This is a genomic window from Sphingobacterium hungaricum (assembly GCF_015210005.1).
In the GTDB taxonomy this organism is placed as follows: domain Bacteria; phylum Bacteroidota; class Bacteroidia; order Sphingobacteriales; family Sphingobacteriaceae; genus Sphingobacterium; species Sphingobacterium hungaricum.
The window spans coordinates 1,885,202-1,909,351 of sequence record NZ_MU158698.1; the positions used below are offsets into that span (position 1 = coordinate 1,885,202).

Consider the following 24,150-nt stretch of genomic DNA (forward strand, 5'->3'; position numbering starts at 1 on the left):
TTGATTTTTTGCTTGATTTATTTAACCGCAATCTGGATAATCTGGAGGGCTTAATTTTAGAATGGGATTAACTTTTGTAAATTGCACTACTTAATTTATTAATTTATGAAACGAATAACCTTAGTTTCGGTAGCTATTCTAAGTAGTATGATTAGTCATGCACAACAAAACCCCGTAATGAAAACAAACAAGAGCGTGGAATCATCCGATAGTCAACGGCCATTATCTCCTCAACAACTTTGGGAATTAGGGCGTGTTTCAGCTGAAGGCTTGAGCGCAGATGGAAAAACTCTTATTTATGGAGTGTCGAATTTTAATTTAGATGAAAATAAATCAGAGAAAAACCTGTTTTTATTATCGCTATCCGATAAGAAGGTCACCCAATTTACGCAAGACGCAGGCTCGGAATCTGTTATTCGAATCGACGCAAACGGAGATATCATCTATACCTTGAAAGGCCAGCTCTATGTGAAAAATGCGAACGGTGGAGAGGCAAAACAATTGACCAATGTGGAAGGTGGATTAGAGAATGTGAAGTTTTCGCCTGACGGAAAGCATATTTTATTCAGCAAAGCTGTATTGCTAAAAAAATACCACAGTGTGGATAAATATGCCGATTTGCCAAAATCGAATGTTTTCGTGTATGATAATTTGGATTATCGCCATTGGGATTCATTTAATCATGGGAAATTCAACCATCCGTTTATCGCTTCGTATACTGAAGGTCAACTTGGTGAAGCCATTGATTTGTTAAAGGATGAGCCCTTCTATAGTCCTCAAGCACCTTTCGGGGGAGCTGAAGATTTTACTTGGACTCCAGACGGAAAAGCTGTTCTGTATGTCAGCAAAAAGAAATTCGGCAATGAATACGCAGTAAGTACCAACACCGATATCTATCGCTATGAGATTGCCACCGGCAAGACCACAAACCTGACAGAAGGCATGTTGGGATATGATACAAACCCGACGTACAGTCCTGACGGAAATCGCTTAAGCTGGCTGAGCATGAAAACCGATGGATTCGAAGCGGATAAAAATGACATCATTGTTTTTGATAAATCGTCAACGCAACGATTAAATTTAACTAGCCATTGGGACGGAACAGTTGGTTCGTTTAAATGGAGTAAAGACAATCGAAAAATTTATTTTACCGCTGCGGTAAAAGGAACGGTACAGTTATTTGCCGTCGCGGTTCCGTCGAATTTCAACTTGAAATCGTTGCCAATTATTGAGCAGATTTCCGAAGGACAATTTGATATCACAGGAATTGTGGGCGAAACCAAAGACGGTTTGGTCGTCACTTCAACGAGCATGACTCGCGCAACTGAAGTTTATTTTTATGATTTCAAATCCAAAAACAGAAGCCCATTAACAACTGTAAATGATAAGGCCTATGCTGGAATTATTGAGAATAAAGTGGAAGGCCGATTTACAAAAGCAACCGATGGACAAGATTTGTTTTCGTGGATAATTTATCCGCCGAATTTTGACCCAACTAAAAAATATCCTACTTTATTGTATTGTCAAGGCGGTCCGCAATCAGCGGTTACACAAACCTATTCGCTTCGCTGGAATATGCAATTGATTGCTTCGCAAGGTTATATTGTTGTTGCTGTGAACCGTAGAGGAATGCCGGGTTGGGGAGTGAAATGGAATGCAGATATTTCAAAAGATTGGGGTGGACAAGCAATTCAAGATTACCTATCTGCCATCGATGATATTTCAAAAGAGTCTTACGTGGATAAAGATAGAAGAGGAGCGGTAGGGGCGAGCTACGGCGGTTATTCTGTATTTATGCTGGCTGGTGTTCATGAAGGAAGATTCAAATCGTTTATTTCACATTGTGGATTGTTCGACATGACTTCGTGGTATGGCACGACGGAAGAATTATTCTTTGCCAACCATGATTTGGGCGGTGCTTATTGGGATTCGGCGAATAAAAAAACATATACTGATTTCAATCCGATAACGCACATAGACAAATGGAATACGCCAATCTTGATTTTCCAAGGCGGAAAAGATTATCGCGTTCCAATCGAACAAGGTTTGGAAGCATTTCAAGCGGCGCAGTTAAAAGGCATCAAAAGCAGATTGGTTTATTTACCGGATGAAAATCACCATGTTCTTTCAGGCCAAAATGCACAAGTTTGGCAACGTGAATTCTTCACTTGGCTGTCAGAGACTTTGTAAAGTAAAAAGTAAAAAGTAAAAGGTAAAAATTAAAAAAACGCAGGGCTGATTACGGTCCTGCGTTTTTTGTGAGCATAGCTTCAGATGTAAATTTAACTTCAAATTTATAACTCTTAAACATAAAAAAATGAAGGATTTTTAAGTCCTGCATTTTTTTATGTAAAAGCTTACTATCGCTCTATGTTTTATTATTTTTACTTTTGAATTTTTACTTATTTCGTGTCTTTCTTTCCGAAGATACTCAAGCGTATATAGCGTCCTGGTCTTTCCTTCACATCTTTGATTAGGTTATCCAGACTCTCGGAAGCATTGTTCAAATTGTTGTACAATTTTTCATCATTCAGCAACAAACTAATTGAGCCGTCGCCATTGTTGATTTTATCCGTAATTGCCTGAACATCCAACATCGCTTGATTCGCGTTGTCGATAGTCGCTTTGATTTCGGTTTTCGATAAATCGTCTGATAGATTATCCAGATTCGCTAAAATGCGATTAATCTGTTTGTTGTTTTCAGAAAAGTTATTGGTGATTGATTCTAAGTTCATCATGATTTTTGATAAACGAAGACGTTCAGAGCCGACTAGACCTTCGACATCTTTCGTGATTTTTTCAACATTGTTCAGCGAAATTGCAATACTGTGTAAACTAGTCTTGAAATCGCGCTGGAACTCATCATCAAGTGCTGTATTCACGGCGCTTAAAACAGAGTCTAATTTTTCAACAAGGTTTTCAACCTTCTTCTGCAAAGGCTCAACTTTCTCCATTAAATTCGCCTGAACATCCGACAAAAGCGGGTCTCCGCTATTGGCAATGGTCTTGCTATTCCCCAAATCAAAAACAATTGCTTTGCTACCCAATAAATCGGCACTTACAATTCTAGCTACGGTATTGGAAGGAATATCGTACTCTTTTTTAATTCTGAATTCCGTTCGGATTTTTCCATTATCCAATAGATTCATTTTCGAAACCCGTCCGATTTGGTAACCATTAACGACCACAGGCTTCGAAACCGTTAATCCATCAACATTGTCATAATCTGTGTAATATTCTTTTTCGCTACTGAAAACATCATTTCCTTTAAGGAAACTGTAACCAAGAAATAAGATGGCTATCGCAATAGCTGTCAGTGCGCCTACTTTCGTTTCGTTTGAAATCTTCAAAATATATTCTTCTAGTTTTTTCGTGAGTGTACTATGCCTTTAACAGACAAAAGTTAAAAATGTTTATTTGCCACTTGAAGTTTTATATGTTTTAATTGCTTCATATAAATTATTGACAATTTCCTTTTGCCCATTCGAAGATAACATATATTCTTCTTCATCCGGACTACTAATAAAACCTATTTCGGTTAACACGGCTGGCATTCCCGCATAAGCCAATACAGCTAATGATTGCTCTTGCACACCGCGATTTCCACGGTTTGATTTTACATACTCATTTTGCATATAAGTCGCCAATTTAATACTTTGATTTCTAAATTGACGTTTTAATAATGAAAAAACAATATAACTGGACGGGTCATTCGGGTCGAAACCACCGTAGTTTTCTTTGTAATTCTCCTCCAGCAAGATATCGGCATTTTCACGGATGGCTACATCTTGTTGCCCAAGACGGCTGTAACCACAAACAAATGTTTCCGTACCTTTTACGCTTGGATTTCTCTTCACCTGATTGACATATCTTCCTTTGCTATTTTTCACACGAATATCTGAATCCGCTGAGTTTGCATGGATAGAGATAAATAAATCCGCGTGGTTTTTATTCGCCACATCTGTTCGAACGTGAAAATCAACATCGACGTCTGTCGTTCTGGTTAACAATACCTTCGTGTTAGGCAAATCTTTTTCCAATTGGGTTCTGAGTTTAAGGGCGACATCGAGGACAATATCTTTCTCTAATGATTGCCTTCCTCTGGCTCCAGGTTTATTTCCTCCATGCCCTGGGTCAATGACAACGATAAAAGATTTTTGATTTGAATCATCCACTTTTGACGGTAAGTCGGATAGATTCGGATTGGAATTTGTTTTTTTAGTTATGAATGATGTTAAGAAAATCAGAGAGGGAATAACTGTCAGAATTACCAATAAATTTTTAACATTTTTTTTCAACTTCATCTTGTATATTTTTAAATATTTTATGCGTTTAACTGTATAATAATAAATTTAGTTAAATATATGCGCTATTCTCGAAAACTTAATTTTTTGTGTTGTTTTTTGACTATTTTTGCCAGCAACAGTTTAAAATTTAGCACAAAAATAACATTCATATTTCATTTTGAAGGCTTTAACTTGCATTTTAATTAATTTCATTCTTGTTTTCGGGAGTGTTAATTATTTATTGGCACAAGAAACCCCACCTACAAAATCTACTACTATCTACGCTGTAGACAGCTCTTTAATTGTATCGGACAGTACAAAAAACTTGACTGACACGACCAGAAACCAGTTTAAAGAAACTACCGGACAAGATACGATAAAGATGAAAAATGAAAGCGGAATTGAAACGGTAGTTACAATTCTGGCGAATGATTCCTCTTGGCGAGAAGTGAAAAAAAATATTCTTCACTTGTTCGGTGGCGCTAAAGTCAAATACGAAGATTTTGAATTATCTGCCGATTATATCCGTTTGGACCAAAATACCAATGTTTTATTCGCCCGTGGAATAATCGACCACAATGAAAAATACATTGGCCGGCCTGTGGTCATTATGCCTGGTGAGTCTCCGATTGCCGTAGATTCCTTGCTCTATAATTATAAGACCAGAATTCCGAAAACATACGGTGTCATGACCGAAGTTGATGGTGGTTTTATTCAGGCAAGGGAGGTGAAGCGGAATATCTATGATGAAATGTCGCTTTACCAAGGCCTTTATAGTACCTGTGATTTACCCTATCCGCATACGCATTTTGGTATACAAATTACAAAAGGCTTGGTCGCCAAGAATCAGATTATCGCTGGCCCTTCCTATTTAGTTGTTCAAAATATTCCTATAAAATTTTTGATTATTCCTTTTGGATTCTTTCCAAAGCAGGATAAAAAATCGTCTGGTTTCTTATTTCCATCGTTTGGTGAAGATGCTTCGCGCGGTTTCGCGATGCGCGATATCGGTTGGTATTTGACATTCAATGATTATTGGGACACCGAATTGCGAGGAAGTTTATATTCCAAAGGTTCATGGGAAGCTTCCGTGCGGACGCAGTACATGGTAAATTATAAATACAATGGTGGTTTTAATTTACGGTATGCATGGACATTGATGGGCGTTGAAGGAACGGAAGATTACGGCCCAAGGAAAGATTTTAATGTGACTTGGAATCATACCCAACGTCAGGAAGCAAATCCCGGAACTTCGTTTTCTGCTTCGGTAAATTTCGGAACAAGTTCATACATGCAGAATACAGGAGCGAATGGTACATATAGTTATGACCAATTGATTCAGAATAACATGTCTTCTTCGATTGCATACGGAAAGGTATTTGCTGACGGGAAAGTGAATTTTACATCTAATTTAAGTCACCGCCAAGATATCAATACAGGTAAAGTTGATTTGGAACTGCCTTCATTCAGTTTGAACGTTTCGACTTTTAATCCATTCAAAAGCAAGAATAGCATTGATGAAAAATGGTATGAGCGAATTACGGTCGGATATAGTTTGCAGGGAAGAAATTCAATTTCAACTGGAGATTCGACCTTATTTAGCAAAGAATCATTGAGTAAATTTTCCAATGGATTCCAACACAGCATTCCAATCAGTTTGAACTTAAATGCGTTCAAATATTTTCAATTCAACACATCTGTGAATTATACAGAACGTTGGTATCTTCAAACTACTCGAAACCGCCTAGAGAATACTGTTGAAGGATTTGAAACGGTAAGAGATACAGTTCAGGGTTTTGCGCGAGCATATGATTACTCGATTTCTACAGGACTATCGACGAAAGTGTACGGACATTTCAAAAAGAAGATTGGTAATATCCAAGAGATGCGCCACGTCATCACGCCATCGGTCAACTTAAATTACCGTCCTGATTTTTCCGACCCGATGTATGGTTTTTATCGGGATTACGTAGACCAAAATGGTGCACTGACTAGTTATTCTATTTTCCAAGAAGGAATTTACGGGTCGCCGTCAGCCGGAAAATCGATGGGTATAGGTTTCTCGGTTGATAATAATTTGGAAGCCAAAATTAAAAGTAAAAATGATACCTCTGAATCAGGAATCAAGAAAGTTCCTATACTTCAAGGTCTGACATTTAGCGGTAATTACAACGTTGCTGCGGATTCAATGAAATTGTCCAATATATCCTTTTCAGGACGGACAACGATTTTCAACGAGAAGATTAATTTGAACTTTAACGGTTCATTTGACCCTTATTCTTTAGATGAAGAGGGTAGACGTATCAACCGCTACGCGATTAAAGATGGCAATTTAGCTAGGTTGACAAATTTTGGTTTATCATTTGACTATAGCTTTAATCCAAATGCCAACAAAAGCCGAAGCGGAAATATTGACTCGCTAAGAAACAGCATGCCGAATATGACGAAAGAGCAAGCGGATGCCTTAGCCAGAATAAGTACCGACCCCAATGCATTCGTTGATTTCAATATTCCATGGAATTTAAATGGTTCCTTTAGTTTTCAATATTCTAAAACAGGTCTGACTTCGAGCATTACCAGTACGGTGAATGTGAGCGGTGATGTGAACGTGACGCCGAAGTGGAAAATTCAATTTAATTCGGGATACGATTTTAGAGCTCAGGAAGTTTCATTAACCCGATTCAGCATCTATCGCGATTTGCACTGTTGGGATATGTCATTTAGCTGGGTTCCATTTGGCCAATACCAAAGTTATAACGTGACCATTCGTGCGAAAGCTTCGGTTTTGCAAGATTTAAAGCTGACCAAACAAAACACACATTACGTCTACTAAATTCGATTAATTTCTTACATTTAGGCATGAATGCTGAAATTATAACCATTGGTGATGAAATCCTGCTAGGACAAATTATTGATACAAATTCTGCCTGGATTGCTCAGGAATTTGCGAAAATTCAAATCGCTGTTACCAAAATTACGTCAATTTCAGATGAAAAAGCAGCCATACAGCATCATCTCGGTTTAGCGGATTCGAATGTAGTTATCGTGACCGGTGGTCTAGGCCCAACTAAAGATGACAAGACCAAAGAAAGCATCGCCGAATTTTTCGGAACAGAATTGGTTCGGAACGAAGAAGTCTTAGCACATATCCAAAATCTGTTTATTAAGCTGGGTTACGAAAATATGCCTGCGGCGAATTATCAGCAAGCGGATGTTCTGGCCAATGCGGATATTTTATTCAATGATGTCGGCACCGCCGCCGGAATGTGGGTCGAACATCAAGGGAAAATATTCATCTTTTTGCCTGGCGTTCCATTTGAAATGATGCATTTGGTATCCAATAAAGTTCTTCCTAAATTTTCTGAAATTCGGACAACCACCTATATCTATAATCGGTATTTATTGACTATCGGTCTTGGAGAATCTCATTTGGCAGAACAAATTGCAGATATTGAGAATGCTCTACCGGCTCATATTAAATTGGCTTATCTGCCGAAAATCGGTTTGTTGCGACTGCGCTTAAGTGCCAGTGGAACAGATGAAAAAATCTTGCAATCAGACGTTGATGCTTTTTTAGAAAGAATTGCGACCCGCTTAGAGAAATATGTTGTCGCTTACGAAGATATTTCTATTGAAGAGGCATTTATTCAGGAATTCAGCAAAAATAACCTGAAATTTTCTACCGCTGAAAGTTGTACGGGCGGAGGCTTAGCTTCTCGAATTACTCAATATGCTGGGTCGAGTTCGATTTATCAAGGTTCTGTTGTGGCGTATTCCAATGAATCCAAAATGAAGCTTTTAAATGTGCAGAAAGCGACTTTAGATAATTTTGGAGCAGTCAGCGAAGAAACTGTTTTGGAAATGGCTGCAGGTGCTAGAAAAATATTTGAAACGGATTATGCAATAGCGACAAGCGGTATTGCGGGACCTAGTGGCGGAACTCCTGAAAAGCCTGTCGGTACGGTATGGATTGCTATCGCAGGAAAGAATTCGACCATCAGCAAGAAGTATAATTTTAAGAACAATCGGACAATCAATATCGAGCGGACAATCGCAAATGCTTGGCTCTTGTTATGGAAATTGTATAAGGAAGAAAATTGATGTTTTATCGAAATTTTATTTCATTAAAATGTTATTTAACAAAATAATTTTTTGTTTATCAATTATTAATGCATAATATAGTATTTTAGTAACATATTAAAATAATTTAAAAAATGGCTATATACAAACTCTTACTTCCTAAGATGGGTGAAAGCGTATCAGAAGCAACTTTAACAAATTGGCTTAAGGAAGTTGGTGATTCGATTCAGGAAGACGAGGCTGTCGTAGAAATTGCAACAGATAAGGTTGATTCAGACGTTCCTTCTCCAGTAAAAGGAATTTTGAAAGAAAAATTATTCGACGTCAATTCGGTTGTACAAGTAGGCGAAGTAATTGCCCTAGTCGAAATCGAAGGCGAAGAGCAACAATCCGCCACAGATACAAAAGAAGAAGTTGAAGTCCAGCAAGAAGAGGCTCCATCTGAGTTTGTCGATGTAGAAAACACAACAATTCCAGGTGTTGATTTACTTGAAGAAAAATCAGCAAGCAAATCTGAAGACTATAACCAATCGTCTAAATTCTTTTCTCCGCTAGTTAAAAAAATTGCAGAAGAAGAAGGAATCAGTGTTCAGGAATTGGAGACTATTAAAGGTTCTGGGATTGAAGGCCGCGTTACGAAAGATAATGTTTTGGCTTATTTAGGGAATAGAACATCGCAACCATCAATTAAGAAGGAAGAAACCGCGACTCCAGTGAGTTCGATTCCAACTCCTCCTCCTGTTAAAAGTGCGCCGGTGTCTGTCGTGAAAAGCATGCATGGAGATGAAATTATTGAGATGGATAGAATGCGTCGGTTGATTGCTGACCACATGGTTCAAAGTGTCCAAACTTCGCCACATGTATTCTCTGTGGTGGAAGCAGATGTCACTAACTTGGTGAATTGGCGCAACAAAGTGAAAGACGATTTTAAGAAACGTGAAGGAGAAAATATAACATTTACCCCTTTATTTATCGAAGCCATTAGCAAAGCCATCAAAGATTTTCCGATGGTCAATGTGTCCATTGATGGGTATAATATTATCAAACGCAAGAATATCAATATCGGAATGGCGGCAGCGCTTCCTTCCGGAAATTTAATTGTTCCTGTTATTAAAAGTGCGGACCAACTGAGTTTAGTTGGAATTAGCAAATCGGTGAATGATTTGGCCCAACGTGCGAGAGCAAACAAGTTGAAGCCAGACGATACGCAGGGCGGCACATTCACGTTTACAAACATCGGTGCATTTGGAAATATTTTTGGGATGCCGATTATTAATCAGCCGCAGGCGGCAATTATGGCTGTAGGAACAATCAAGAAGAAACCGGCAGTTTTAGAAACTGAGCAAGGCGATGTGATTGCGATACGTCACTTTATGTATATTTCGATGTCTTATGACCATCGGGTAATCGATGGTGCTTTAGGAGGAACATTTATCCGAAGAGTTGCAGATTATTTAGAAAACTGGGATGTAAATCGAGTGATTTAATTCATGATAAAAAGAGAGAGGGTTTTGCTTAGCAAAACCCTCTCTCTTTTTATGCGATAACGTACTTCTTGATTTTGTTTTGGTATCTAAAATATAAGAGGATTGACGAGGTCAATAATCCTAAGGTCAATCCATACCAGATACCTTTAACGCCCATATCCAATGTAATTCCCATCAGATAAGCACTAGGAAGCCCAATCACCCAATAAGCAAAAAATGTAATTATTGTAGGTACATTCACATCGCCCATGCCTCGCAGAACGCCTAAACCAACTACTTGAGTTCCGTCAAATAATTGAAACAATCCAGCTATCACTAGAAGCTGTGTAGCTAATCCAATTACGACAACATCTGTCGTGATAATTAATGGCAACTGATGATTTGCTATCGCAAATATCAAAGCAGTCATCACCATAAATCCAATCACGATGTGATAAGATACCTTAGCAAATTTCTGCAAGCGATAGAAATTGGAATTTCCGAAGCTATTGCCGACTTTAATAGTCGCAGCCGAAGCAATACCGCTAGCCATCATGTAGGTCATGGCCGCCAATGTAATCGCGACTTGATGTGCTGCTTGTTCGATTGCGCCAATTTTTCCAGCGATTAATGCTGCTCCTGCAAATGCGCCAATTTCAAAAACATATTGCATAGCAACCGGAGCTCCAATTTTTAGAATCGCTTTGATTCTCGAGAAATCAATAAAGCGAAAACTGAAATATTTGATGTAAGGTTTGAAATTAACCGATTTCAAAACATAAAAACTCATCGCCAGCATCATTAAGACGCGGTCGGCTAAGGTCGCAATTCCTACTCCGGCAACACCCATTGGCTTGATGCCAAACATCCCTTTTACTAAAATTACGGCTATAATTACGTTAATGACATTTCCCCAAATCGTAATCGACATGGCTTGTTTTGTAAATCCCAATCCTTCGGCAAACTGCTTGAACGTATTGAATAACATCAGCGGCAAAATGGATAAGCTTAGAATAAGCAGATAAGGTTTTGCAACTTCAACAACTTGCGGGTCCTGGTCAGCGTGCGTCATGGCAAACATAGAACCGAAATAGACAAAGCAGAATAGCAAAATTCCTGAAATGAAATTTAACCAAAAGCTATTGGACAATAATTTTGCGCATTCTTCCTTGTTCGAGCGTCCGTTTTCTTGCGCAATCAAAGGCGTTAATCCATAAGAAATCCCTAAGCCGATAACCAAAACGATCATAAAAACAGAATGCACGAGGGAAACAGCCGCCAAAGGAATAGTTCCTGCGAAATGGCCGACAATAATGGTGTCAGCAGTTTGCACTAGAGTATGGCCTAATTGAGAAATAACAATCGGTCCTGCTAAGGCAAACGTATTCCAATAGTAAGCTTTATTTGCTTTGTAAAATTTAAACATTTTTAATTCAATGGCGACAAATGTACGAAGTTTTTTATCAGTGAATTGTCTGAATCCGGAAAGACGATTCTAATTTGTGTCTAAATAATTACATGCTTTGTTTGTTCTAAAAAAAATTAACCTTTACCTTAGCCCTATTCAATTTAAATTAATAGAAATGAATTTAGCATTTTTAAATATTGGTACACAAGAGATGATGTTAATCGTTATCGTCATCTTGTTGTTGTTTGGAGGAAAGAAATTACCTGAATTGGCTCGCGGTCTTGGGAAAGGTATCAGAGAATTTAAAGATGCATCTGAAGGAATCAAGCGAGAAATCTCAGACCAAATCAACAACTTCGAAAAGGATTTAGACGTGAAGGCTGAAGACAAGCCTTCGACAACGCAAGTAGCGCAAGTTACTGAAGAGGTTAAGGACAACGTGGATGGAGAGGCAACAGATGAAACGTCAACAGAAACGGCAGCAACGGATAAGCCACAATTTACTGCACCAGAAGGAACCTATCAGCATCAGCCAGGAAGAGAACCTGATTACGGACAAGATAATTATTATCAGTATGGATATAATGACCATTTCGCAGGAGAGAAACCTGAAGAAGTGGCTGCTCAAGCTGAAGAATCTAACGATACGCCTGAATCAACGGATTCTGGGGAATCAAAAGACACATCAGTTAAGGCGTAAATTTCCAATTTACTTTGTATGACTTACAGCTGTTGAATTTCAACAGCTTTTTATTTGCATAAAATTTCGTTATGAACCACATTGCCATATTAGCTAAAGAATTAACTATTTCTGAAAAGCAAGTCCAGAATACGCTGGAATTATTGAAAGAAGGCGGAACCGTTCCATTCATCGCTCGCTACCGAAAAGAAGTAACTGGAAGTCTCGACGAAATCCAAGTGACGGCTATTCGTGACCGAATCAAACAGCTCGAAGATTTGGATAAACGTAAGGAAGCCATTCTGAAATCCATATTGGAGCAAGGAAAATTGACGCCAGATTTGGAAAAAAAGATTCAAGAGGTAGACTCGATGGCAAGGTTGGAAGATATTTACCTACCCTACAAACCAAAGCGCAGAACCAGAGCAAGCATAGCTCGAGAGAAAGGATTGCAAGGTTTGGCTGATGAATTGTTGGCGCAAAAAGTTTCTGACGTTGAGTCGGTTTCGTTAAATTATGTCAACGAAGAAAAGGCTGTTAAATCTTCTGAAGAAGCGTTGGCTGGAGCCCGAGATATTCTGGCTGAGACAATCGTTGAAGATGCAAAAGTGAGGGAAGTGTCCAGAAAATTTTTTTACAATGATGGGAAATTTGTCAGCAAAGTTGTTCCTGGAAAAGAAGAGGCTGCTATAAAATATAAAGATTACTACGATTGGACAGAGTCGCTGAAATCTGCACCATCGCATCGCGTTTTAGCGATGAGAAGAGGGGAGAAGGAAGAATTGCTGTACATGAGTATCGAAGTGGATGAGGATTTGATTTTGCCAAAAATCGAAAGCCAATTTATTATTGCGAAGAATGAAGCAGCGAATCAAGTTAGGCTTGCCATCATGGATGGGTATAAACGTTTGTTGAAACCCTCGATGGAAACTGAAATTCGTGTTTTGACCCGTCAAAAAGCGGATGAGGAGGCAATTCGAGTTTTCGCTGAAAATGCCAGACAGCTTTTGCTTGCTGCGCCGTTGGGTCAGAAGCGGTTAATTGCCATTGACCCTGGATTCCGCACGGGTTGCAAAACAGTTGTGTTGGATGAGCAAGGCACATTAGTCGAGAATTTAACGATTTATCCACACAATGGTTCCAATGGTTCAGCTGAGGCTGCTCATAAAATTTCTGAATTAGTCAAAAAGCATGCGATTGAAGCTATTGCGATTGGAAACGGAACTGCTGGACGCGAAACGGAAGAATTTATCCGAAAACTCAACTTGGCTAGCGTTACCGTTGTGATGGTGAATGAGAGCGGTGCTTCCATTTATTCGGCTTCCGAAGTTGCGCGCGAGGAATTTCCAGATTATGATTTGACCGTGCGTGGTGCTATTTCCATCGGCCGGCGATTGATGGATCCTTTAGCAGAGTTAGTAAAAATTGATCCAAAATCGATTGGTGTTGGACAATACCAACACGATGTGGATCAAAATAAATTGCAGACTTCGCTAGATGATACTGTGATTTCTTGTGTCAATACTGTTGGTGTAGAATTAAACACCGCTTCAAAACAGATTTTGGCCTATGTTTCAGGTTTGGGACCTGCGCTGGCGCAACAAATTGTTAATTATCGCACAGAAAATGGTGCGTTCACTTCTCGCAAGGAACTGAAGAAAGTTCCTCGCTTGGGCGACAAAGCATTTGAACAAGCAGCGGGCTTTTTGCGTATCCGCAATGCGAAAAACCCACTTGACCGCTCTGCCGTTCATCCGGAGCGGTATGCTTTGGTTGAGCGAATGGCAAAAGATATTAATGCCAAAATCGAAGATTTAATGAGCGACGATGCATTGCGTAAGAATCTTGTCTTGAATAAGTACACCAGCGAAGATGTAGGTTTGCCAACACTTCACGATATCCTTAAAGAATTAGCTAAGCCAGGCTTAGACCCCCGCGAACAATTCGAGTCCTTTGCATTCGCCGAAGGCGTGAATAAAATTTCAGATCTAAGAATAGGAATGAAACTGCCAGGCATCGTGACTAACATCACGAAATTCGGTGCATTTGTTGATATCGGCGTGCATCAAGATGGGTTGGTTCATTTAAGCCAGTTAGCTAATCGCTATATTTCCGACCCAAGCGAGGTAGTCAAAGTTCAGCAAAAGGTTGAAGTCACGGTCACTGAAGTCGACGAACAGCGAAACCGGATTGCCCTTTCGATGAAAACAGCAGAGGCATCTCCGAAAACGCAAAGAAGCCAAAGGCCTATTAAAAAAGAAGAAAGTAAAACTGATTTAGCTGATAAATTGGCGGCTTTGGCCAGCAAATTCAAATAATAGAACAAGCAAAAATAACACAAAAGCCAGGAAATCTTCTGGCTTTTGTGTTATTCAATTCTTTTTAATTTGACTTCATCGGTCGTCGGAATATTGAGTGGCACTCGTTCTAGCGTTACAAAGCTACTGTCAAGGCCAAATCCCTTTTCTTCAGACAAGCTGAATTTTTTAAGCGTTTTATAGATTTCCAAAATTATTTTTTCATGCCATTTCAAATCTTTTGTTTTTGAAATCACTTTCTCTAACACAACAAAATTGAAATCGCCTGTAATATTATGTTTCTTCAAGGTTTTATAGCTGCTGATTATGCTCACTTCATTATTGGCAACCATATCCTCAACAACTTTACGGAACAGTAAACTAATACGTTGCTCTTCCCTAAAACCGAGTTTAAAATCTATGCGGATTACTTTTCCTGGAATCAGTTGCTGCACGACATATTCCCTTGTGTGCGGATGGTCCATCACGTCTACGTGAACAAACCAATAAATATCAGCACGTTTGGGTTTCTTATTCAGGATAGAATACATTACTTTCGATTCAATCTCATTTTTATTATTCGCACTGGTCAAATAAACCAAATGCGATGCGAAAGGAGCAACCGATTCATCTTCGCTCAGTTCCGAAAGAATGGGGTAATATTTTCTGATATCAACAAATTTGACAAAGCTGTTTTTGATTTTGCGAGCGCCGTACCAAGAAAACATCACAATAAATATGGTCGTCGCCAAAAGCAATGTCAACCATCCACCCTCATGAATTTTTAATGCATTTCCGGCAAGGAAAACGAATTCAATTCCTAAATATAAAATTAGAAATAGAGCGATAAAAATTGGTTTTACGCGTTTTCTGCTCAAATAAAAACCCATCAAAACTGTTGTGGTAATAAAAGTCAGGTTAATAGCCAGTCCGTAGGCAGCCTCCATCTGGTCGGAATGTTGGAACACAGCGATAATCAGCATACAGCCTGCATACAGAATAAAGTTGATGGAAGGTACATACAATTGACCTCGGTGGTCGCTCGGATAGCGGATAGAGACCTTCGGCCAAATATTCAAGCGAACGGCTTCTGAAATTAATGTAAACGAGCCCGAAATCATTGCTTGACTGGCAATAATCGCGGCGATGGTAGCGATTACAATTCCATAAGGAACAAACCATCCCGGCATAATGGCATAAAAGGGATTTAATTCACCTATTTGAGAACCTGTATTTTCCAACAGCCACGCACCTTGTCCAAAATAATTTAAGACTAAAGTTATTTTAACGAAAATCCAGCTTATGCGAATATTTGATTTACCACAGTGTCCCATGTCCGAATACAGGGCCTCAGCCCCTGTCGTACAAAGAAAGACAGCACCTACGATAAACAAAGCATTTGGACTATCGATTAGCGTTTTTACAGCATAATATGGGTTCAGCGCTTTCAGTACCTCCGGTGAGTGGCCAACATACATTAATCCTAAAACACCAATTGTCGAAAACCAAATAAGCATTAAGGGACCAAAAACTTTCCCAACGATTGACGTTCCGAAACGTTGGATAAAAAACAAAATACTGATAATCAGAACAACAATTGGGATTGTTGGAACTCCAGGATGACGGATTGCGATACCTTCCACTGCCGAAGATATGGTAATAGCAGGCGTAATCATTCCGTCAGCTAATAAAGTACTTGCGCCAATAATGGCAGGAATAATCAGCCATTTTGCTTTGCGCCGTACTAAAGAATACAGGGAAAGAATACCGCCTTCGCCATTGTTGTCGGCGTTCAAGGTGATGATAACGTATTTTACAGTTGTTTGAAGGGTTAATGTCCAGAAGATACAGGATAAGCTACCAAGAATCAAATCGTGGTCGATAGCTCCTGTGCTGAAGATGGCTTTGAAAACATATAGAGGTGATGTTCCAATATCGCCAAAAATAATACCTAAACTTATCAGCAAACCTGCTGAACTGAGTGTCTGTACGGAGGATTTATGCTCGGATGACATACAATAAAATTATGTGCAAATATACCTTAAAAAGAATGCCAATATCAAAAAAAAGTTTGCCAACGTAAATTCTTGTTAAAAATTGTTAAATGGAAAAATAAATTTTCGAATTATTAACCATTAGATTGTAAAAAGAATTACTTTTGTATGTAGGAATTGTGGGTTATTTAACATACTTTTGATTAAACCAATAACCAGATTTAACAGTCTTATAAAGTAAATGAAAAGAAATTACAGAATCGTACACTATGTTATCTTGACTATCATGCTCGCCATGAGTGGTAAAGGCATGTTGTATGCTTCGAATTTTTCTGCTTTGTCTACATCAAAAACTACTGTCAATATCATTAATGAGGAAGAGGAAGAGAAAGCGGTTTCCAATGTGAAAGTCTTTTTTAATCCGATTGCTCAGCAAATTTCAGTTTCACTAAAAGTGAACAAGCAAAATAATACGACCATTAAAGTGATGGATGCATTGGGCAATGAAGTATTGAGCTTAATGAACGGTACTTTGGAAGTCGGTAACCAAAACCTGAACTTCGAAACGAATGATAAGTTAACAGCAGGATTTTATTTTGTTCGTGTATCTGTCGGAACAGAAACCGTAGTTAAACGTATTTCTGTACGATAATTCTTTATTCCTTTTTAAAAAAGGAGATTTCAGATTTAATTTTTTAGAACAGTGTTGGATGGATTATTATTCTTCGTCAATCCACAAACCATCATCTTGGATAATTCCAATCAATTCATCAAGCGCTTTAGCTGATGTAACATTTCGTTTCACAACTTCTTTACCTCGGTATAGCGTGATTTTATCTGGCCCAGCACCAACGTATCCGTAATCAGCATCTGCCATTTCTCCAGGTCCATTCACAATGCAACCCATAATTGCAATTTTAAGGCCTTTTAAATGGTTTGTACGGCTGCGAATCATTTGCGTTGTCTCTTGCAGGTCAAACAATGTTCTTCCACAGCTAGGGCAAGAAATGTATTCAGTTTTTGATATGCGCGAACGGGTAGCCTGTAAAATGCCGAAGGATAGCGAAGCGATGTTTTCAATCGGCGTAGCTGGAGTATCAATCCAAATGCCATCTCCCAAACCATCAATCAATAGCGCACCAAAATCTGTTGCGGTATACAATTGGATTTTCGAAATTGGCTCTTCGGGGTTCATAATGTCATTCGGTCCTGAAAAATCCTGTGGGAAGTAACTTCTTTTGATAATTACTGGATTTGTCAATCCAATGCTTTGAATATTGTTGAAAAACTGACGTTGCTCAGCCATGCCATGCTCGTGAGTGGTTTCTAAAATAAACACTAGGTTGTCATTCACTAGTAATTCTTCAAAATCAGAAGTTGACAAATCTTCATTTGAAATATGTACTAAGTTTATAAACGAATCTTTGACTTCAGACTGATTGTATTCTTTTAAAGTGTAGACTGGGTGTGCGTTTGTTTTATTCGCAAGCGTCAGCCAAGTTGAATAGTTATACAAAACTTTTAAGTTGCCCGGCAACGTAAAAGATGGCAATTCATCACCGAAAAATGCAAAATCAATGGACTGGTCGCCCATGTGATATTTATCATTCAGAACATCATATCGATAACCAACATGTGTTAAAATGCTAGCATCTTTCAAATTTTGACGCGATAAATCAACAATAATGCGAGGAACTAACGAACCGCCGACAAATGCATTCACTTCCGTCGAATCAAAAGGCTTGGTTTCTGTATTTCCAGAAAGATTAAGAATCTCTCTTGCTGGGTTTTGCTCAAGCTGGTTTGCACGTTTGGAATACCGGTTAACCAAAGCGATTGCTACTGGAGCTTCAAATTCAGGTTCTTCCGTTAAGGAAACTCGAACGGTGTCGCCCAAGCCATCTTCCAATAAAGTTCCGATACCAACAGCTGATTTTATGCGTCCGTCTTCTCCATCTCCTGCTTCGGTTACTCCCAAATGCAAAGGATAATTCATGTTTTCGGCGAACATTTTTTCGACCAGCAATCGGTAAGCCTGAACCATCACCTGAGGATTGGACGATTTCATAGAAACCACCAAATTATAATAATTCAAATCTTCGCAAATGCGAATAAATTCCAAAGCCGATTCCACCATTCCTTCTGGCGTATCGCCATATTGGCTCATGATGCGGTCGGATAAAGACCCGTGATTGGTTCCGATTCGGATAGCAGTTCCGTATTCTTTGCAAATCTTCACTAACGGTGAGAATTTAGAATAAATGCGGTCGAGTTCGGCTTGATAAGATGCTTCTGTGTAGGCTAGTTGGTCGAATTTCTTTTTGTCAGCATAGTTCCCGGGATTGATACGTACTTTTTCTACAATCCGTGCAGCGACCTCCGCTGCATTTGGGGTGAAATGGATATCGGCAACAAGCGGTACATCATATCCTCTCGCTAACAATCCTTTTTTGATATTGGCTAAATTCTCTGCTTCTTTGATGCTCGGTGCAGTAATTCGCACGTATTCACAACCTGCGTCAACCATTCGGATGGTTTGTTCGATTGAACCCAAAGTGTCCATCGTATCGATGGTTGTCATACTTTGGATACGGATTGGGTGATGTGCGCCCATAGGCACATTGCCAATCGTAACCTCGCGGGTTAAAAAGCGTGAATAAGTTGTTTTTGAGTTACAATAACCACCTTGCAATAGTATTGAATTAGTTGCATCCATATCTATTGCAAAGTTAGTTATTTTATAGAATTAATACCTTGTTACCTCGAATGAATTCGCAGCGCCTGTCAAATCGATTTCATAGCGATTGGTTGCTTCATCGAAATTTGATGTTTTGTACACGTCGCCCTCTTGAATATCAAATCCTGAGATTTTTTTGCTGGACAAGATGCTTTCTTGTGTGTACGAGCAAGCTGCATCTTTAGGTAGTTTTAAGTAAATCTTCGAAGCTGCTGTCGCAATTTCAATTTTCGTTACGCCGTTCAAAGGTTCGCCTAACGTTAATTTCATGTTTGCTGCCCCAGAATTTATATTCATGTTGCTGATTTTATACCCGCTTAAATCGCAAGTGAAATTGGCAGCGCCAATGTTGAATTCCAAATCCCAAATCGGGTTTTTATGCAAGGTGAAATAGGTTGTGTTCGTCCTGTTCTTCGATTTTCCGAAAGATTTCGAATTCACTATCAGCGTTTTTTGCTCATTATCTTTTTTGGTTGTGTTGAGTTCAATGCCCATTTTATCATTGATGCTCCAAGCTACGAATAAGTTAGCAGAATCTTTCTGCTCGAAAACATAATTTCCGCTGCCTCCGTTGAAAATCAATTTTGCTTTTTCATCATTTTCATAAATGGATTCGACACGCTGAACCATATCTTCATCCTTGTTGTCATTTATAGATATATTTTCAGAAAATAAATCTTGTGATGAATAGGAGTCTCTAGGCGTAGTCAATCCTTTTATCAATAAAACCGAACAAATAACTACATTGACTCCAATGGTGATGTATCCACCATAAGGTTTGTTCTGAACGATTAGATTGATACCTAAAGCAATAATCAGCAATGGAATTAATTTTATGATTGCCCAAAAATTGAAATCGATGATATCGAAATTATGAAGCAATACGACTAATCCTATAAACACTAACCAAATTCCCGAAATTATTGTGTTACTTTTCATATGTTAAATTACAAGTTGAATATTAAATACTATTCAAAAGTAGTATTCAAATGTATGGCAATTTATTTATTTTAGGTCATGTTCTTCAATTATTCGGTGAATACTATACTTTTGTCGGTGAATGAATTGCTTTTTTTGTATTTTCATCGCAAATATCCAAACAATTTTAATGCTTGGAGGTTTAGAAAATAGCTTTAAAAATTCTAAAAGTTAATCTTAAGGAAATAGAATATGATGATAACTAGTCTGGGTGAATATGTCTTGCTTTTAAAGAAGGTTTTCAAGAAGCCGGAAAAATGGAAAGTGTACAGAAAGGAGATTATTCATGAGATGGAAGATATTGGAGTGGGGTCGCTGGGCTTAATTGTTATTATTTCGACATTTATCGGAGCTGTAATGACGATGCAAATTGCTTTTCAATTGGTTTCCGATTTAATTCCTTCATCCGTTATTGGGCAGATTAACCGAGATTCAAATATTCTTGAACTTGGGCCGACTATTTCAGCATTGGTGTTAATGGGAAAAGTAGGTTCATCTATTTCCTCTCAAATTGGTTCCATGCGTGTGACAGAACAAATCGATGCGTTGGAAATTATGGGAATAAATGCCGCTGGATATTTAATCTTACCTAAAATTATTGCAGGAATCGTAATGGTTCCGGTTTTAGTAACAATAGCGATTGGCTGTGCAATTTTCGGCGGTTTGGTTGGTGGTTCATTATCTGGAGCAGTTTCCGCACAAGAATATATTGAGGGTATCCGTAGCGGATTTATTGGCTTCACGATTGCAGTAGCTTTGGTGAAAGCTTTCGTATTTGGTTTTATCATCACGACAGTTCCTGCCTACAAAGGTTTCTATGTGAGCGGAGGAGCTTTAGAAGTTGGTCAAGCAGGTACAAAAGCGGTAGTAATAGGTTGTATTTCGATATTAGCAAGTGATTATGTGATTACTGCATTAATGTTATAAAAATGATTGAAGTTCAAAATTTAGATAAATCCTTCGGGAGTAATCACGTTTTAAAAGACATTGATGTCATATTCGAACCTGGTAAAGTAAACTTGATTATTGGAGGTTCGGGTTCCGGGAAAAGTACGTTGTTAAAATGCATCGTCGGTCTTCATGAGCCCGATGCAGGAAAAGTGTTTTTTGACAAGCAAGATTTCACGCATCTGGATTTCGAAGAGCGTATTCCAATCCGTCGGGAAATCGGTATGCTGTTTCAAAATTCAGCTTTGTTCGATTCCATGACGGTTGAACAAAACATAACTTTTACACTGGATTTATTTACTGAAGATTCTAAGCAGGAAAAAATAGATAGAGCAAATTTCTGTCTAGAGCGCGTGAATTTAGCGGGCAAAAATCAGTTGTATCCAGCGGAATTATCTGGAGGAATGAAGAAACGTGTGGGTATCGCGCGAGCAATCAGCATGAATCCAAAATACTTATTCTGTGATGAACCGAATTCTGGATTAGACCCAGCAACGTCGATATTGATTGATGAATTGATTCAAGACCTGACCGACGAATTCAAATGTACAACGGTTGTCGTTACGCATGATATGAACTCGGTGATGGGCATCGGACAATACATTATGTTTTTGCATAAAGGCCAAAAGTTCTGGGAAGGCTCCAACCAGGACATGATGAACTCAGATGTTAAAGAATTAAATGATTTCGTATTTGCTAGTCCCTTAATGCAAGCTGCGAAAAAGGTTTTGGTGTAGTACTCCTTCTTGTTTTTTGTTATCTTATTAGCTAACTTTATGATGTTAGATTTTAAGGATTCTTATGAACAGTGACTTTGTAAGGGAAATCTTTTATTATGAAAACTATTATCTGGATTTTTTCAATTCATTGAATCCGGAGGTCAAAAAGAAATTTAACTGGACATTGCAATTAATTTCTACTTTAGAAAGAATTCCAGAAAAGTATTTCAAGCACTTGACAGACTCTTCTGGGATTTATGAAATTAGGGTTGAAGTTGGTTCAAATTGTTACCGGGTTTTTAGTTTTTTTGATAAAGGGAAGTTAATCATTCTCCTAAATGGTTTTCATAAGAAATCCACAAAAACTCCTTTAAAGGAACTGGAATTAGCAGAAAAACTCAAAATAAGATACTTCAATGAGCAAAAAAACAGGAAATGAAAAATTGACTTCTTTTGCAACGCATTTAGATGAGCAATATGGAGTTAGGGGTAGCCTTGCTAGAGAGCAGTATGAATCTGAATTTGATGCGTTTAAGCTAGGTGCAATGATTCAAGAATTGCGAGTTGAACAAGGATTAACACAAGAACAACTTGCGCAAAAATGCGGAACTACGAAAACCTACATATCACGCATAGAAAATAATGCGAGTGATATTAGGCTCTCTACGTTGATGCGAATAATTAACCAGGGCTTCGGAAGACATTTGAAGCTTAATATTTCCGTAGTAGACCAATAGCTGACAGCTATTTTTTTTAATTACCTTTGCAAGAGTTATTGAGGTGAATTTGGCTGTCGAATAATTTATTTGATTGACGGATTCGAATTACTTTGTTGGTAAGTAGAAGCCTAAGATTTATTCTTGAACAGAAGAATTTTGATTAACACATTTCATTTTTTCTGTTTTTAGGAAATCATTTGCATTTATTTCCATACTCAACCTTTACATATTATAATAAAAAACATTTTGTCGACACAAATACAACTTCTTACCCCACAGCATTGGAAAGATTATGAATTAATCGATTGTGGAAATTTTGAAAAACTTGAACGCTTCGGTGATGTCATATTAATCCGTCCTGAACCGCAAGCCGTTTGGCCTAAAACGCTTTCAGAGGCTGAATGGAATAAACGATACCATATAAAATTTAAAGGACGCTCTGCAACTACAGGTGAATGGGCAAAGAAAGACCCGCATGCTAAAGACCGCTGGCACATTTCTTATAAAAACAACGATGCTGCCATCAAATTTCGATTGGGATTAACGTCATTCAAACATGTCGGAATATTTCCTGAACAAGCGGTGAATTGGGATTATATTACAGAAAGCATAAAATCATTTTCTAACCCGAAACCTAAAGTATTAAATCTTTTTGCCTACACAGGCGGTGCATCTTTGATTGCAAAAGGGGCAGGTGCGGATACGACACACGTAGACTCGATTAAACAAGTTGTGACTTGGGCAAATGAAAATCAGGAAATCTCTGGGCTTACTGATATTCGCTGGGTTGTTGAAGATGCTTTGAAATTTGTTAAAAGAGAATTAAAGCGCGGAAATACCTACAACGGAATTATTTTGGACCCGCCAGCCTATGGGCACGGACCGAAAGGGGAGAAATGGAAGTTAGAAGACCACATATTAGAAATGATGCAAGATGTGGTTCAGCTGCTAGACCCAAAAGAACATTTCTTGATTTTGAATACCTATTCCTTAGGGTTTTCGTCCATTATTGTAGAGAATTTGATTAAATCGTCTTTTCCTAAAGTAGAAAATTTAGAAGTAGGGGAGTTGTATCTGCAAGCTACAGCTGGTCCAAAACTACCATTGGGTGTTTTTGGGAAATTCAGGAAGTTTTCAAAGTAAAAGCTTTTTAAATTAAAAAGTAAAAAGTAAAAATTCAAAAACCGTTCTTGGTTTATACAATGGCTAGTATGCGTGATTGCAGACTAGCCATTTTTTTGAAGTCCAGTTAGAGATAAGTTTATTTAATGCGTCAACTCTGCGAAACTCAGTGCCTCCTCTGTGGAACTTTGCGGTTAGCCTTCTAAAAAACAAAGGACGCAGAAGACACGGAGAAAACGCAGAATACACGGAGGTTGTTAAAACGCCAACTCTGCGAAACTCAGTGCCTCCTCCGTGGGACTTTGCGGTCAGCCTTTCTAAAAAGCAAAGGACGCAGAAGACACAGAGAAGACGCAAAAGACACAGAGTTTATTTAATGCCTCAGCTCTGCGAAACTCAGTGCCTCCTCTGTGGAACTTTGCGGTTAGCCTTTCTAAAAAACAAAGGACGCAGAAGACATGGAAAAAACGCAGAATATACTGAGGTTGTTTAAAACGCCAACTCTGCGAAACTCAGCGCCTCCTCTGTGGAACTTTGCGTCCAACCTTTTTAAGGTTAAAAGTAAAAATTCGAAAATATGGAAAGCGTTTGACAAGATAAGAGACCGCAGAAGACACAGAGAAGACGCAGAATACACGGAGGTTGTTTAAAACGCCAACTCTGCGAAACTCAGCGCCTCCTCCGTGGGACTTTGCGATCAGCCTTTCTAAAAAATAA

The 24,150-nt window shown here is 38.6% G+C and carries 18 protein-coding genes; 12 read left to right on the top strand and 6 right to left on the bottom strand.

The window, feature by feature from the left end; all coding sequences use genetic code 11:
• The first annotated feature begins 177 nt into the window (after positions 1 to 177).
• Complete coding sequence (locus C4F49_RS11450; protein WP_231388285.1) at positions 178 to 2,190, top strand: S9 family peptidase; 2,013 nt, start codon at positions 178 to 180, stop codon at positions 2,188 to 2,190.
• Between the two features lie 212 nt (positions 2,191 to 2,402).
• Here the strand turns inward: C4F49_RS11450 and C4F49_RS11455 are convergent, their stop codons facing one another.
• The gene (locus tag C4F49_RS11455; RefSeq protein WP_196935974.1) at positions 2,403 to 3,350 is read right to left on the bottom strand and encodes an MlaD family protein; all 948 of its coding nucleotides are present in this window, start codon (positions 3,348 to 3,350) and stop codon (positions 2,403 to 2,405) included.
• 63 nt (positions 3,351 to 3,413) lie between these two features.
• Complete coding sequence (locus tag C4F49_RS11460) at positions 3,414 to 4,304, bottom strand: N-acetylmuramoyl-L-alanine amidase family protein (protein ID WP_196935975.1); 891 nt, start codon at positions 4,302 to 4,304, stop codon at positions 3,414 to 3,416.
• A gap of 223 nt (positions 4,305 to 4,527) precedes the next feature.
• Between C4F49_RS11460 and C4F49_RS11465 the strand changes: the two genes are divergently transcribed.
• The 3 genes from C4F49_RS11465 (at position 4,528) to C4F49_RS11475 (ending at position 9,853) form a co-directional block, all read left to right on the top strand.
• A complete protein-coding gene (locus C4F49_RS11465; RefSeq protein ID WP_231388286.1) occupies positions 4,528 to 7,119 on the top strand; it encodes a putative LPS assembly protein LptD in 2,592 nt (863 codons plus the stop codon).
• Positions 7,120 to 7,145: 26 nt separating this feature from the next.
• Positions 7,146 to 8,387, top strand: a complete 1,242-nt coding sequence (locus C4F49_RS11470) for a competence/damage-inducible protein A (RefSeq protein WP_196935976.1) — start codon at positions 7,146 to 7,148, stop codon at positions 8,385 to 8,387.
• Positions 8,388 to 8,500: 113 nt separating this feature from the next.
• Positions 8,501 to 9,853: a dihydrolipoamide acetyltransferase family protein gene (locus C4F49_RS11475; RefSeq protein ID WP_196935977.1), complete on the top strand. Its 1,353-nt coding sequence runs from the start codon at positions 8,501 to 8,503 to the stop codon at positions 9,851 to 9,853.
• 49 nt (positions 9,854 to 9,902) lie between these two features.
• Here C4F49_RS11475 and C4F49_RS11480 read toward each other — a convergent pair whose 3' ends face one another.
• The gene (locus C4F49_RS11480) at positions 9,903 to 11,258 is read right to left on the bottom strand and encodes an MATE family efflux transporter (protein ID WP_196935978.1); all 1,356 of its coding nucleotides are present in this window, start codon (positions 11,256 to 11,258) and stop codon (positions 9,903 to 9,905) included.
• A gap of 157 nt (positions 11,259 to 11,415) precedes the next feature.
• Here C4F49_RS11480 and tatA point away from each other — a divergent pair, with 157 nt between their 5' ends.
• Positions 11,416 to 11,940, top strand: coding sequence for a Sec-independent protein translocase subunit TatA/TatB (tatA, locus tag C4F49_RS18125; protein WP_196935979.1), 525 nt, complete (start codon positions 11,416 to 11,418; stop codon positions 11,938 to 11,940).
• Between the two features lie 71 nt (positions 11,941 to 12,011).
• Positions 12,012 to 14,237, top strand: coding sequence for a Tex family protein (locus C4F49_RS11490; RefSeq protein WP_196935980.1), 2,226 nt, complete (start codon positions 12,012 to 12,014; stop codon positions 14,235 to 14,237).
• A gap of 50 nt (positions 14,238 to 14,287) precedes the next feature.
• Here C4F49_RS11490 and C4F49_RS11495 read toward each other — a convergent pair whose 3' ends face one another.
• Complete coding sequence (locus C4F49_RS11495; RefSeq protein ID WP_196935981.1) at positions 14,288 to 16,231, bottom strand: KUP/HAK/KT family potassium transporter; 1,944 nt, start codon at positions 16,229 to 16,231, stop codon at positions 14,288 to 14,290.
• A 220-nt stretch (positions 16,232 to 16,451) separates the two neighbouring features.
• Between C4F49_RS11495 and C4F49_RS11500 the strand changes: the two genes are divergently transcribed.
• A complete protein-coding gene (locus C4F49_RS11500) occupies positions 16,452 to 16,862 on the top strand; it encodes a T9SS type A sorting domain-containing protein (RefSeq protein WP_196935982.1) in 411 nt (136 codons plus the stop codon).
• A 66-nt stretch (positions 16,863 to 16,928) separates the two neighbouring features.
• Here C4F49_RS11500 and ispG read toward each other — a convergent pair whose 3' ends face one another.
• The gene (ispG, locus tag C4F49_RS11505) at positions 16,929 to 18,926 is read right to left on the bottom strand and encodes a (E)-4-hydroxy-3-methylbut-2-enyl-diphosphate synthase (protein ID WP_196935983.1); all 1,998 of its coding nucleotides are present in this window, start codon (positions 18,924 to 18,926) and stop codon (positions 16,929 to 16,931) included.
• A 30-nt stretch (positions 18,927 to 18,956) separates the two neighbouring features.
• Positions 18,957 to 19,886, bottom strand: coding sequence for a LiaI-LiaF-like domain-containing protein (locus C4F49_RS11510; protein ID WP_196935984.1), 930 nt, complete (start codon positions 19,884 to 19,886; stop codon positions 18,957 to 18,959).
• A 231-nt stretch (positions 19,887 to 20,117) separates the two neighbouring features.
• Here C4F49_RS11510 and C4F49_RS11515 point away from each other — a divergent pair, with 231 nt between their 5' ends.
• The 5 genes from C4F49_RS11515 (at position 20,118) to C4F49_RS11535 (ending at position 23,454) form a co-directional block, all read left to right on the top strand.
• Positions 20,118 to 20,852, top strand: a complete 735-nt coding sequence (locus C4F49_RS11515) for an MlaE family ABC transporter permease (protein ID WP_196935985.1) — start codon at positions 20,118 to 20,120, stop codon at positions 20,850 to 20,852.
• A gap of 2 nt (positions 20,853 to 20,854) precedes the next feature.
• A complete protein-coding gene (locus tag C4F49_RS11520) occupies positions 20,855 to 21,610 on the top strand; it encodes an ABC transporter ATP-binding protein (protein WP_196935986.1) in 756 nt (251 codons plus the stop codon).
• A gap of 64 nt (positions 21,611 to 21,674) precedes the next feature.
• Positions 21,675 to 22,031, top strand: coding sequence for a type II toxin-antitoxin system RelE/ParE family toxin (locus C4F49_RS11525; protein ID WP_196935987.1), 357 nt, complete (start codon positions 21,675 to 21,677; stop codon positions 22,029 to 22,031).
• Positions 22,009 to 22,329: a helix-turn-helix domain-containing protein gene (locus C4F49_RS11530; protein ID WP_196935988.1), complete on the top strand. Its 321-nt coding sequence runs from the start codon at positions 22,009 to 22,011 to the stop codon at positions 22,327 to 22,329. The genes C4F49_RS11525 and C4F49_RS11530 overlap by 23 nt, the downstream gene beginning before the upstream one ends.
• Positions 22,330 to 22,539: 210 nt before the next feature.
• Positions 22,540 to 23,454, top strand: a complete 915-nt coding sequence (locus C4F49_RS11535; RefSeq protein ID WP_196937266.1) for a class I SAM-dependent methyltransferase — start codon at positions 22,540 to 22,542, stop codon at positions 23,452 to 23,454.
• Positions 23,455 to 24,150 lie beyond the last annotated feature (696 nt).